Below are 13,627 nucleotides of genomic sequence, written 5' to 3' on the forward strand. Positions count from 1 at the left end.
AGATTCGTATAAAATCGAGGGTGTATGCAAAAATATTCATTTGACTTTTCTGATATAGATGTATTAAGGAGCTATTTTAGATCCCAATTGGATCCTGATGGTACTACCGATAGAATTTATTTTCCTTCAGAAATTGGAGAAGGATATCTTAGCTATTATAAAATATCTCCAGAGGTTTTTCTTTTCATCAATAATTATAAAGCACACGTAGATATAGAATATGTAAGAGAACCTATCGGAGAAAAAGATATTATCTTACATTTTAGGAAATATTCATTAGATCATCAGATTGAACAAAATGAAATAATAAGCTCATATTCTGATGGATATACTCCCGGAAATATGAGATGTATGGATGCGCAACAGGGAGAGAGAGTCTACATAACCAAGGGAGCAGAGGTGAAATCAATTATGATAGTATTGAAAAGTAAGTATACAAAACCTTATTTTCTCAAGAATAGTAATATGGCTGATAAAGTGGATCAATATATTAGATACTCCCATCAGCATATTAATAAGTTTTACCTTTCGTATAAACAATCTCTTTTATTTGACCAGATAGTATCCCCGGATATAAAGAAAGTTGAAAATTACCTGTTTTTTATTGCAAGAGGAATTCGCCTACTAGAAACATTCTGGAAAGATGTCCTAATGTGGGAGACAGAAAGCAATCCTTTTAATATAAATAGTGCTCAGGTTGGTAATATTTATAAGGTAAGTAATTATTTAGAACATAACCTCCATGAACCTTTTGTAGGGGTAGATTATTTGGCTTCGATGGCTCATATGAGTCGTACAAATTTCTTTAATATGTTTAAAGAGATTCATGATCAAACACCTTTGGAATTTTTTAATAATAAAAAATTAGAAAGTTCTTATAATATGATATTTACAGAAGGGTTATCTATCAAAGAAGTTATGGATAATCTTAATTATTCGAATTCATCAAAATTTAAAAAGGCGTTTTTCAATAAATTTGATGTTTATCCAGATATACAAATTCGATAAGTTTTTTTGAAAAAAAAGTATATAAAATAAAGATGGTCGTCAAAAAATGACAACCATCTATAACCTAACACAAACTCAACTAAGCTTAGGATTTTGAAATCTTTATATATTTTTTTTGAAATTATCTTCCCTATTTCGTTAACAAAGAAAAGAAATGATAAGGTTGTAATAATTTCCATTAATACATAAAATCTTACCAATAGTACATTTTTGTAATTTTTGTGATTTTTTTAAGAAAAACAAAGGTAAAACCGTACTATTGGTAGGTGAATAGTGTGATTTTTTTGAGATTTCTTTAACTTTTTAGTTTGAAATATCCCGTAATAGGTTTTTAGTCAGTACTTAAGAGTGTTTAGGTGATTTCAAGAAATTTTCAAGAGACAATTTCGTCTATTAGTGTTATGCACTTTGTTATTTTTTAGTGTGCTATCTAGTTAATATTGTCAATAATATTTATAAAAGTATCCGGTTCTGGCCTTACTCTATAATTATCGGTTAAATCTGCGAAGATGATTTTTTGATTAGAGTCTGTAATAATAACTGTTGGTAAAACTGTATCATTATCATACCCCAATACCTGAAGGCCCATTGGTAATCCATTTTTTGCTAAAATATTTAGTTTTTTGGATGCTTCACTTTTATAATCTTGTAAGAAATGAAAGTTTAGTTCATACTTTTCTGCTAAAGATTTAGAAAGTGTATGGGGTTGCGGACTTATTAAAACAACATGTACATTCCTTTTTTCCAGTTCTTTATATTGTAATGCAATTTCCTTGATTTGCATCATGCAAAGAGGACACCAGTTACCACGATAAAATAGATATATAGTAGGGTTTCCCGAAAATGTACTTGTAGTGATTTTGTTTTTATTAATATCTAAAAAATCAAGTTTCGGAAATTGTGCGCCTTTCTTTAATATGGCATTTTCGGAACGGTTATTAAAAATCGAATACCATTTTAAATATAAAATCCAGCTTAAAAACATAGCTAGACTGGGTAATATTTCACCTAGATTTATTTCTCTAAGAATACTAAACCCAAGATTTATCAAAAGACCAATAATAATTAACGTAGTATGGGTTTTTAAATTCTTGTCGGTTCTGGCTACTGGTTTTAGAAAAAGTAAAACAAAAAACAGAGTAATAGTTGATGCTATTATTATTTGTCCAAAGAGTTGAGGAGCAGATAGCCCATGTTTAATAATATGTATTGCGCCAAGTATGGTAAAGTAAAGGCCCGATAAGGGTAGGAGCGTAATGAAAATAGATTTTAATATACCGTTCATGTGATTGTTTTGTGAGTAGTCTTAGTAGCGTTAATTCACTTACAATAAAAGAGTAAAATTATATAATATTCTTTATAAGTTATTCGTAGCGGGGTAACATTTCATCTTTTTAAGACACATCTACAGTATATGAACAAATGATAATGTTTATATCAACTGTGATAATTTTTTAAATGAATGATTTATTTATGAATGAAGATTTTCTACATTATATCTGGAAATACAAAAAAATCAATTTTTCGAATCTAAAAACTACTGATAATCAATCTTTAGTGCTTCTTAGGGTTGGAGATCATAATCAATTGAATTCTGGGCCAGATTTTTTTAATGCACAATTAATAATTAATGATCAGAAATGGGCAGGAAATTTAGAGATTCATATAAAGTCTAGTGATTGGTATGTGCATCATCATGAGATAGATCCGGCATACGATAATGTTATATTGCATGTGGTATGGGATGATGATATCGAAGTTTTTAGAAACGATAATTCTCGCTTACCTACTTTGCAACTTAAAGATTATGTAGGTACATCTTTACTTATTCAGTATCAAAAAATTTTTCAGAATAAAACTACCAACTGGATTCAGTGTGAGAAACAACTTCCAGAAGTGTCAAGTTTTACAATTTCTAATTGGCAAGAAAGATTATATATAGAACGTTTGGAGTATAAGTCATCCGAAATTAGAAAATTATTAAAAAAATCATCAAACGATTGGGAAGAGGTGCTTTTTAAGTTATTAGCAAAAAATTTTGGGTTAAAAGTTAATGGTGATGCATTTTTAAGTCTAGCTAATTCATTTGGGTTCCCTTGTTTAAGGAAATGTAGTACAAATGTAGAACAATTAGAAGCGCTATTTTTTGGACAAGCTAATTTGCTAGATGTAGACTCTAGTGTTCCATATGTACAGAAGCTTTTAAAACAGTATGCCTTTTTGAAAAATAAATTTAAATTACAAAATAAAGGAGTGATACCTTTTAAGTTTTTTAGATTAAGACCTTCTAATTTTCCAACAATTCGAATATCTCAATTAGCAAGTCTTTATTTTAAAAATAACCAACTTTTTAGTGAGGTTATGAGTATGAATAATCTCGATATGTTTTATGAACTATTTGATGTAAGTGCGAGTGAGTTCTGGGAAACGCATTATACTTTTGATAAGGAATCCAGTTCGAGAGGTAAAAAAATAACAAAGTCATTTATAAACTTGATTTTGATAAATACGATTATTCCTTTGAAATTTTTATATGCTAGGGATATTGGAAAAGATGTAGAAGAGGAAATATTTGGATTAATGTCACAACTACCTTGTGAAAAGAATAATATTACGAATCATTTTATTGATTTGGGAGTGCGTATGGATGATGCATTACATTCACAATCTATGATTGAACTTAAAAACAATTATTGTGATAAAAAAGCTTGTTTAAAATGTTCCATAGGTAATTATTTATTGAATAGAGAAGGTAGTTTAGGATAATATAATTATTTTGCATTATGCTTTATAATTTAAGACATTTTTTGGAGCGCAATGGATTTTATGTTTCCAGTAGGCTTGCAGATAGGTTAGGAATGCGTGCTAAAAATGTACGCTTGTTCTTTATTTATTTAACCTTTGCTACGGCAGGATTAGGATTTGTGATTTATCTTAATATGGCCTTTTGGTTAAAATTAAAGGATTTAGTGTATACTAAAAGAACTTCAGTTTTTGATTTATAAGTATGTTAAAGCGATTTGGGTCTAAAATATATATAGCCTTAGCTTTACTAATTACTGTAGTTGCGGTAGGAGTAATAGGTTTCCGTTTTTTTTCCGATTATTCTTGGATTGATGCCTTGTACATGACCGTTATTACAATGTCTACTGTAGGGTTCGGAGAAGTAGAGCCATTAGATGATACAGCAAAGTTGTTTACGGTTTTTTTAATAACCACAAGTGCAATAATTTTAGGATATTCCTTATCCGTAATAACAGAATATATTGTAGGGAAAAGTGATCCTCAAAGAGTGCAACATCGAAAATTGCAAAAAATGATGAATAAACTAGAAAATCATATCATTATTGTCGGCTATGGTCGAAATGGTAAACAAGCTGCGGATAAACTGTTGGCATATAATAAGCCTTTTATTATTATAGAAAATGACAAGGCAGTAATCGAAAAATATCAAAGTGATGAGCTTTTTTTTCTAGAAGGAAATGCCACAGAAGATAATGTATTAATAGACGCTAAAATAAAAGAAGCCTTTTGTTTAATCTGTACCTTACCAGAAGATGCTGATAATTTATTTATAGTGTTATCCGCAAGACAAATTAACAGGGACCTTAAAATTATTAGTAGAGCATCACAAGATGCTTCTTATAAGAAAATAAGATTGGCAGGAGCAGATAATGTGATTATGCCAGATAGAATCGGAGGAGATCATATGGCTTCTTTAGTTGTGGTGCCGGATTTAATCGAATTTTTAGATAATTTATCAATAGTTGGTAAGCGATCTATAAATATAGAAGAGGTTTCTTTTGAAGATTTGTTTGATGATAAAAAAGAGAGAACTATTCGTGAGATTGCTATGCGATCAAGGACAGGATGTACTATCATAGGTTATAAGTCTCCTGAAGGCGAATATATTGTAAACCCAGAAGCTGATACCATTTTAAAGCCAGGTTCTAAAGTTGTTGTCCTAGGAAGACCTGAGCAGGTAAATCAATTGAATAAAGAATTTAATATTTAGATTAGCATAAAAGATTTAATCGTTAAATTATTGTAAACAATGGTTTTTTTTAGCATCTTGCTCACTTCTAAAAAACTAAATTCAATTAACTCACACATTATGAAGAGAATTCTTCTTTCAATTTTAGCACTCACAATCCCATTTTTAACATTTGCGCAGGAGACTGCAGAAAAAGGTTTAGATCAAAAGATAGATGAAGCTTTTCAGCCAATTTCTAATTTTTTCTCAAAAGTTATCTTTTTTGAAGTTTTCGAAGGTGCACCATTTGTAATTATTCTATTAGTTCTAAGTGCAATTTTCTTTACAATATATTTTGGCTTTCCAAATATTCGATATTTCGGGAAAGCGATTAATGTAGTACGCGGTAAATATGATGAAGTAGAGGGTCACAGTTTGGGAGATCCTAAAGCAGGGGTAGATGGCGATATTCCAGATACGATAAGAGATGAAAGTAAAGAAGGAGAAGTTTCACATTTTCAGGCATTGGCTACCGCAGTTTCAGGAACTGTTGGTAATGGTAATATAGCGGGTGTAGCTTTAGCAATTGCTTTAGGAGGACCCGGAGCTACTTTTTGGATGATTGTTTGTGGACTTTTAGGAATGTCTACTAAGTTTGTTGAGTGTACATTAGGAGTACAATATAGAGATGTTGGAGAAGATGGAACTGTCTATGGAGGTCCAATGTATTATTTGAGTAAAGGACTTAAAGAAAAAGGTTTTGCTACATTAGGAAAAATAGCAGCTGTAATTTTTGCTATATTTTGTATTGGAGGGTCTTTTGGAGGAGGAAATGCTGCACAGTCTAATCAAGCAACAATAGTTTTAAAAGAACTGATGGGGTTAGAAAGTACTGGTGCTGGAACAATCATAGGTATTATATTGGCAATCTTAGTTGGAATTATCATTATAGGAGGAATTAAGAGAATTGCTTCTGTTACGGAAAAAGTTGTGCCTTTAATGGCAGTAATGTATATTTTAGCGTGTTTATATATAATCTTTAGTAACTTTTCATTTATTGATGATGCTATTGGTATGATTGTTACAGAAGCATTTAATCCAAAAGCTATTGGAGTAGGCGGTTTTATAGGAGTTTTATTAGTTGGTTTTAAAAGAGCTGCATTTTCAAATGAAGCTGGAGCAGGTTCAGCATCGATTGCGCATTCTGCAGTAAAAACTAAGTATTCCGCTTCTGAAGGTCTTGTAGCTTTGTTAGAGCCTTTTATAGATACAGTAGTAATATGTACAATGACTGCTTTAGTAATTATTATTTTTAATTCCGGTGGAGCTTTTCAGTATGGTGGAGATGGTAGTGGTGCTGTTTTAATTGATGGTGTGTCATATGAAGGAGCAGGAATTACTGCACAAGCATTTGGAAAGTTCATTCCATACTCTAATATATTCTTAACAATAGCTGTAGTATTGTTCGCAGTTTCTACAATGATATCTTGGTCGTACTATGGATTACAATCTTGGAAATTTTTATTTGGTCGAGGAAAGACTGCAGATTTAGTTTATAAACTTTTATTCTTAACTTTTGTTGTGATTGGTGCAGCAGCTAGTATGGGATCAATTTGGGCATTCTCTGATGCAATGATTTTTGCGATGGTATTCCCTAATATGGTAGGATTATTTTTCCTTTTCCCTGTAGTTAAGAAACAACTTTCTAGGTTTTTTGAGGCAATAAAAGCTTCTAAAAATTAAGATTTATTTATCGTCTTAACATGAAAAATACTGAATCCCATTTCGAGATACACAGACGTTTCCGAAATGGGATTCTTCTTTTAGCACTATTAATGTTCTTTTTAATAGGAGTGTTGTACTTTTTTCCTAACACTATAGGTAGTGAGGACAACTTTGTGGCTTATACAGAATATCAGGTGCAGATAGATTCATTGAAAAATGAAGCACTTAAAAAGAAAAAGGAGTATAAATTAAAGCAGTTTAATCCAAATTTCATAACGGATTATAAAGGGTACGTTTTGGGAATGACGACAGGTGAATTGGATAAACTTTATGCATATCGAAAAAAAGATAGATGGATAAATTCTGTATCGGATTTTAAAAGGGTTACTGGGGTTTCTGATTCATTATTAGCAGTAATTTCACCTTTATTTAAATTTCCTGATTGGGTACAAAATTCTAAAAAATCAAAACCTTATAATAATGTACGATATCCTATAAAATCTTTTGCTCAAAAAGAGGATCTTAATGGTGTTACTTCTAAGGAATTTCAAGATATTATTGGTGTGCCCGATTTTATTGCAGAGAGGATTATAAAATGTAGAGATAGATTAGGTGGCTTTATAAGCGATGTACAGCTTAAAGATGTTGAAGGCTTGTATGATAATCAGCGTAAAAAAATTCTATCTCTATATACTGTTAAAGAAATAAGAAGATTTGAAAAGATTAATATTAATAATGCTTCAGTAAAGGAATTAATGGAAGTTCCTTATTTTGATTTTGAGACTGCGTTAGAAATTAAAGATTTTATAGATGCACATCAAGGGATTTCTAATTTTGAAGAATTAGGAAAAATTGAGGGTTTTTCTTTAGAAAAAATAGATAGAATAGCATTATATTTGGAATTAAATTAAAAATCGGAAAAAATTACCGTGATTATTGATAATATGTAAATTCTTAGAAGAGTTTTTTATGTTTTTATTTATGGTAATATGTTAGCTATATAAATCAAAGTTATCATTTAAACAACATGTATTTTACAGAAGAGCACGAATTATTTAGAGAAAGTCTAAAAGATTTTTTACAAAAAGAAGTAGTCCCACATATAGAAAAGTGGGAAAAGACTGGTGATATTGAACGTTTCATTTGGGAGAAGTTTGGCGAAATGGGTTATTTTGGGATAGCTTATCCAGAGGAATATGGAGGATTGGGACTAGATCTTTTTTATACCGTAATATTTTTAGAAGAGTTACAGAAAATAAATTCTGGCGGTTTTGCTGCGGCTATGTGGGCACATGTTTATTTGGCAATGACTCATGTAAATAAAGAAGGAGATCATAGAATTAAAGAAGAATATCTTAGGTCTAGTATTTCTGGAGAAAAAATAGGATGCCTATGTATTTCCGAACCATTTGGTGGTTCTGATGTCGCGGGTATGAGAACTACTGCGGTAAAAGAAGGAGATTCTTATGTTATTAATGGCTCTAAAACATTTATTACCAATGGAGTTTATAGTGATTATCTTATAGTAGCTGCTAAGACTACTCCAGAACTTGGTAATAAAGGGATTAGTATTTTTATAATGGATAGAGAAACTCCGGGTATTTCTGCTACTAAATTAGATAAATTAGGTTGGAGAGCATCCGATACTGGCGAGATAGCTTTTGATAATGTTAAAATACCTGGAAATAACTTGATGGGAGAAGAGAACAAAGGTTTCTCATATATTATGCAGCATTTTGCATTAGAAAGATTGATAATGGGTATCAATGCTCATGCAAGAGCCGAATATGCTTTAGATTATGCAATCAAGTATATGAGTGAGAGAGAAGCTTTTGGGAAAACAATCGATAAGTTTCAAGCTCTTCGTCACTCAGTAGCTGATATGGCTAGTGAATTAGAAATGTGTAAAGAGTTTAATTATTCTATAGCTAAAAGATTAAATGATGGGCAGTATGTGGTAAAAGAAGCAAGTATGTCTAAGTTAATGTCGACAAAAATAGCTGATGAGGTGATTTATAAATGTCTACAATTATTAGGAGGATATGGTTATATGGAAGAATATCCATTAGCAAGACTTTTTAGAGATAGCCGATTGGGACCAATAGGAGGAGGTACTTCTGAAATTTTAAGAGAGATTATCGCCAAAATGGTAATCGACAAGAAAGAATACAAACCAGCTGTGAAAGCATAATTATAGGTTGCTTTTTTTAGCGAAAATTTTTTCAATTTGTCAAAATGGTAATTATAAGAAGATGTTTCGCTTGCTTATAAAATTTTAAAAGGCTTTTTATATGTCTATAAACTTAAGACATATAAAAAGCCTTTTTTCTTCTTATTGTCTAGCTAGTGTTTATATGAAATAGTACAACTTTTTTAATCAAAAGAAGGATTGATAATTTTTTTTTACTTCCAAATGTAAATTGGATCAATATACACCAACTTGTAAACTTTATCCCTGATATAGATACGATAATCCTAAATCAGTAGAGGTATTATAGCATTCCCTTTAACCGTTTTTTTTTCCTTCTAAACGCTTTTTTTTCGTCTTCATCTTACTTCTTTTTTTTTGCAGCGTACTGCGGTTGTAGTATTGCGTCACAAATCATTTATTTAAAAATATTTTAATTAATTATGAAAAAGCTAATAACACTTTTTATTAAACTCAACATATTGTTTTTTTTATGTCTCACTTTTGGGTGTAGTAATGATGATTCATCTGATGAAGAAAACTCGATTGTTGGAGAAGAACCTTTGACATATGAAGATGTGTTTTCTGTCGGAAACGAGATTCCTTCTTTTAATGAAGAAAGAATAGAGGAAGTTATATCTATAGAAGAAACTGCATTAGATGAGAGTAATGCAGATGGAACCACTTCGAGATTTATTTGCGTTACCGAAACTATAGATTTGAAGGATGGAACAGGAAAATTTAATTTATTTGATACAAATGCAGATGTAATATTTCCAGGTAATTTATTACAAGGAAAAACTTTGTCCGAGCCTACGCCTTCTCCTATTGTAGTCGAAAGAGCAGGAGGAACTATTTCTATAAATATTAATAACGGAAATTTACAATCTTCTGTAGAAGTAGATGAGGTGAAACGAAGTACGATTCAAGATGCTATAAACCAAATTATCAGCACATCAGGAGAAGAAGCTCCAGCAAATTTTACAGTGGACATCGAGCAGGTAGAGTCTGAAGAGCAGTTGGCGATAGAATTAGGTATTAATGTACGTGCATTTAGAGTGAATGTTTCTAGCAATTTTAGTTTTAGCACAGAAAAAGAATTCAATCGTACGTTAGTTAAATTAGACCAAAGTATGTATACAATGAGTTTTGATTTGCCTACCGAAATTGGGCAAATTTTTGGCGAAAGTGTTACTCCTGAAGATTTAGCACCATTTGTACAAGGTGATAATCCGGCAACTTTTATTTCCTCTGTAACTTTTGGACGTGTTTTTTACATGTTGATAGAATCGACTTCTTCTCGTCAAGAAATGGATGCAAGTATCAATGCGAGTTTTAGAGGTCTTGCGGTTAATGCTTCCGCTGGCTTGGATGTTTCTTCAGTTGAAAGCTTAAATGACTTAAAAATAAAGGTAATTGCATATGGAGGGCCTTCTAGTGGTGCTTTTGAGTTGATTGGTGAAACCAATATTCGAGATATTGCTTCAGCATTAGGAGAAACTTCTGATTTACGTTTTGCATTGCCGGTTTCTTATGTGGTAAGAAGCGTGGAACGACCTGATCAAATTGTTGGTGTAGATTTAGTTACAGAGTTCGGTAGAACTACTTGCGAATTAAAAGGGCAACTACCACTAAGAGCTTATCAAAATCTGGTTGATATTTTTGGTACCGATGATCGTATAGGAGCAGCTTTCAATATTAAAGATGCCGTCATAGGTGTTTATAATGAAGCAGGTGATAGATACGCTATTTATGACGCAGGATTAGCAGAAGTATTAGGAGTATTTGATCATAATGATCCTGATGGTCCATTAGGAGTTAGTGATTTGGATAACGTAGGGGCTGGTTTCAAACATACAGAAACTGATAAAGGATTTCCTGAAAACACTGTGATATTTATTGATAATGGAGGGATTAGGTCACATCGGTTTTTTGTGAATGAAAATTTTGATATAAATGATGGGAATCCTATAGGAGTTTATGCTTCCAATACTGAAAATATCGATACTATTTTAAGTACTTCTGATTCACCTTTCCCTTTTTCTGCAGAAGGTGTTTCGGCGGCTGCAGGATTACCTTCTAACTTGGCTGATGGTAATAGAATGACTTCTATTGTTTTTTCTGATGGGTCGCCAGAGTTTATGCAAAACCTTTTTTCCAGTAGTACAGCTATGGATAATGTAGAAACGCAAAATTTATCGGTATTACTAAAAAATGAAGGTAACGACAGTTTTAATAAAATAGGAGCCGCGGCTGTAATACGTTTTTTAGGAGGAGTAGAAGAGCTTTTGCTAATTAATGAAGAAGGTGATCTTATGATGTATTTAAATGATTTGAATGCGAGGAGAAGAAATGTGTATAGAAGAATTAGAGAGGTTGATGATTTTGAAGCTGATTATTCAGGAGTTAGAGTACTGCAATAATAGTTTGTTGAGTATTATGTCTCTGTAAATCTTACCTACTTATTTATAGTAATTGCCCTAAAACCCTTTCCCCAAGTTTACTTTTCATGACTCCCCGAAGGTTTTGCTTCGGGGTTTCTGATATATTTCTATTTTGAAAGTTTGAATTTTCTTTTTAAAATGAATAGCAAGGTAAAACATAGGATTTGGATTTTATAACCCAAGACTAAAATGAAACAATAGACGGAAAGACTTCCATAATCTTAAGAGAGATTATTGCCGAAATATTTCATCTATACTGTTTAAAATCCTTGATCTAGAGATGAAAATTAAGTCCGAACTGAGAATTTTCTTTTTATTGTCTTTACAAAATGACAATTTGCTACTTTTTAGCGCTCATTTTTGAATACATGATAAAATTTTATTAACACGAAAACGTTTGAGTGGTTCTTCAAACGTTTTCGTGTATGTAAAAATATTACATTGTGAGAAATTTAACACAAAAAACACTTTTTATGAAAACTATTAAATTCGTTTATTTTCTGTTGACGGTATTTTTTATCGTTTCATGCGGTAAAGACGAGGTTCTAGATTCAGTAGAGCCTGAGTCGATCAAACCAGAGGAATCAACTTCTACTAGAGCAGGTCTTAAAGTTATTGGATCTGGGGTGATGATGCAAGCTTTTTATTGGGATGTTCCTGCAGGTGGTACTTGGTGGAATGTTGTAAAAGGAAAAGTTAACGCTTGGAGTAATGCAGGTGTTGATGCTATTTGGCTACCGCCAGTAAGTAAAGCACAGAATGGGCCATTCTCTATGGGATATGATCCCTTTGATTATTATGATTTTGGAGAATATAACCAAATGGGAAGTACCGAGACACGATTTGGTTCAAGATCCGAGCTCGAAAGTCTTATATCGACGGCTCATAGTAACAGTTTAAGTGTGATTGCTGATATTGTTATTAATCATAATAGCGGTGGGGATTTAGAACCGAATGAATTTGCAGGAAAAGAGACGTACACAAAATTTAATCCATTGTCTAATAAGTTTAATAGAACAAAGTATGATTTTCACCCAAATGAAGCCTATAATTCTGATAGTGGTTTCTTTGGAGGATTCCCAGATTTAAGCCATAACAAAACATATGTTCAGGACTGGTTATGGAAGAGAAGTAACTCTGTGGCGAAGTATTATACTAACACTATGGGGTTTGATGGATATAGGTTTGATTATGTAAAAGGTTTTGCTCCTTGGGTTGCAAAAGAATTTCGTCAGTCAACAGGTGGCTTTGGTGTTGGAGAATATTGGGATGGAAATGTAAATACCTTGGATTGGTGGACAAATGAAGCACAGATGTCCGCATTTGATTTTGCTTGCTATTATAAAATGCGGGACGCGTTCGTAGGTAATAATCTAAATGCACTTAGCGGAGATATGCTTTGGAAAAGAAATGCCAGTAGAGCTGTTACTTTTGTAGCTAATCATGATACTGATGAAATTTATACCAATAAGTTATTAGCATACGCTTATATTTTAACTCACGAAGGATATCCTGCACTTTTTTATAGAGATTACGAAGACTGGTTGGATAAAAATAAGCTGAACAATCTTATATGGATTCATAATAACTTGGCCGGAGGTAATACTTCAAATTTATGGACAGATAACGATGAGTATATTGCTAGAAGAAATGGTGGTGGAGGAAAGAATGGTTTAATTGTGTATATCAATAATTCTAATTCGTGGAAAGAAAGATGGATTCAGACAAACTGGTCTAGCCGAAGAATAAAAGATTATACAGGTAATTCGAGCTGGGAGCCGGTAACTCAAGGAGGGAAATGGGTTAAAATACAAGCTCCGCCGAAAGGGTATACTGTATGGTCTCTTAAGTAAGGATTGGGTATATTGTTACTTGTGTAAAAAGATACTGTATAAATCAAGGACAGCTCCTATTTCTATTAAATAATTATATAGATAGAGGAGCTGTTTTTTTTTATGATGATATTCGAATGTTTACAATAAAAAATGAAGAATAATTAACTTCGTGAAGAAAAAGCTTTGTAGATAATACTTTTGTGTTATCTTTGCACCCTAATTTTTAAAGAAAGGAGGTAACACTATGTTAATTATACCAGTTAAAGACGGAGAAAATATAGATAGAGCGTTAAAACGTTTTAAGCGTAAATTCGACAGAACAGGAACTATGCGTCAGCTGCGTAAGCGTCAGGCGTTCACAAAGCCTTCTGTTGAGCGCAGAGCTCAAGTTCAAAAAGCGCAGTACATTCAGCACTTAAGAGATCAAGAGGAAATTTAAAAAATGTTGAAACGT

At 32.1% G+C, this 13,627-nt stretch carries 11 protein-coding genes; 10 read left to right on the forward strand and 1 reads right to left on the reverse strand.

Translation table 11 applies throughout. The features are described 5' to 3' along the window. Positions 1-24: 24 nt before the first annotated feature. Positions 25-1,008 (forward strand): AraC family transcriptional regulator, encoded by a 984-nt coding sequence (locus tag D1815_RS22530; RefSeq protein WP_118389597.1) that lies wholly within the window; start codon positions 25-27, stop codon positions 1,006-1,008. 430 nt (positions 1,009-1,438) lie between these two features. Here the strand turns inward: D1815_RS22530 and D1815_RS22535 are convergent, their stop codons facing one another. After that, a complete protein-coding gene (locus D1815_RS22535; protein ID WP_118389599.1) occupies positions 1,439-2,293 on the reverse strand; it encodes a peroxiredoxin family protein in 855 nt (284 codons plus the stop codon). 173 nt (positions 2,294-2,466) lie between these two features. Between D1815_RS22535 and D1815_RS22540 the strand changes: the two genes are divergently transcribed. The 9 genes from D1815_RS22540 (at position 2,467) to rpsU (ending at position 13,612) form a co-directional block, all read left to right on the forward strand. Continuing rightward, positions 2,467-3,774, forward strand: a complete 1,308-nt coding sequence (locus D1815_RS22540) for a DUF2851 family protein (protein WP_233557499.1) — start codon at positions 2,467-2,469, stop codon at positions 3,772-3,774. Between the two features lie 17 nt (positions 3,775-3,791). Then, positions 3,792-4,013: a PspC family transcriptional regulator gene (locus D1815_RS22545; protein ID WP_035085698.1), complete on the forward strand. Its 222-nt coding sequence runs from the start codon at positions 3,792-3,794 to the stop codon at positions 4,011-4,013. A gap of 2 nt (positions 4,014-4,015) precedes the next feature. Beyond that, complete coding sequence (locus D1815_RS22550; protein WP_027393786.1) at positions 4,016-5,023, forward strand: TrkA family potassium uptake protein; 1,008 nt, start codon at positions 4,016-4,018, stop codon at positions 5,021-5,023. A gap of 99 nt (positions 5,024-5,122) precedes the next feature. Further along, complete coding sequence (locus D1815_RS22555; protein WP_118389601.1) at positions 5,123-6,724, forward strand: sodium:alanine symporter family protein; 1,602 nt, start codon at positions 5,123-5,125, stop codon at positions 6,722-6,724. Positions 6,725-6,744: 20 nt separating this feature from the next. After that, positions 6,745-7,617 carry a helix-hairpin-helix domain-containing protein gene (locus tag D1815_RS22560; protein ID WP_118389603.1) on the forward strand — a complete coding sequence of 291 codons (873 nt, stop codon included), beginning with the start codon at positions 6,745-6,747 and terminating at the stop codon, positions 7,615-7,617. Between the two features lie 116 nt (positions 7,618-7,733). Next, positions 7,734-8,897 carry an acyl-CoA dehydrogenase family protein gene (locus D1815_RS22565; RefSeq protein ID WP_118389606.1) on the forward strand — a complete coding sequence of 388 codons (1,164 nt, stop codon included), beginning with the start codon at positions 7,734-7,736 and terminating at the stop codon, positions 8,895-8,897. A 440-nt stretch (positions 8,898-9,337) separates the two neighbouring features. Continuing rightward, positions 9,338-11,317: a thiol-activated cytolysin family protein gene (locus D1815_RS22570; protein ID WP_118389608.1), complete on the forward strand. Its 1,980-nt coding sequence runs from the start codon at positions 9,338-9,340 to the stop codon at positions 11,315-11,317. Positions 11,318-11,811: 494 nt separating this feature from the next. Then, a complete protein-coding gene (locus tag D1815_RS22575; RefSeq protein WP_118390107.1) occupies positions 11,812-13,191 on the forward strand; it encodes an alpha-amylase in 1,380 nt (459 codons plus the stop codon). A gap of 226 nt (positions 13,192-13,417) precedes the next feature. After that, the gene (gene rpsU, locus D1815_RS22580) at positions 13,418-13,612 is read left to right on the forward strand and encodes a 30S ribosomal protein S21 (protein WP_025743950.1); all 195 of its coding nucleotides are present in this window, start codon (positions 13,418-13,420) and stop codon (positions 13,610-13,612) included. Positions 13,613-13,627 lie beyond the last annotated feature (15 nt).

The sequence above is a fragment of the Aquimarina sp. AD1 genome (genome assembly GCF_003443695.1).
GTDB lineage: Bacteria > Bacteroidota > Bacteroidia > Flavobacteriales > Flavobacteriaceae > Aquimarina > Aquimarina latercula.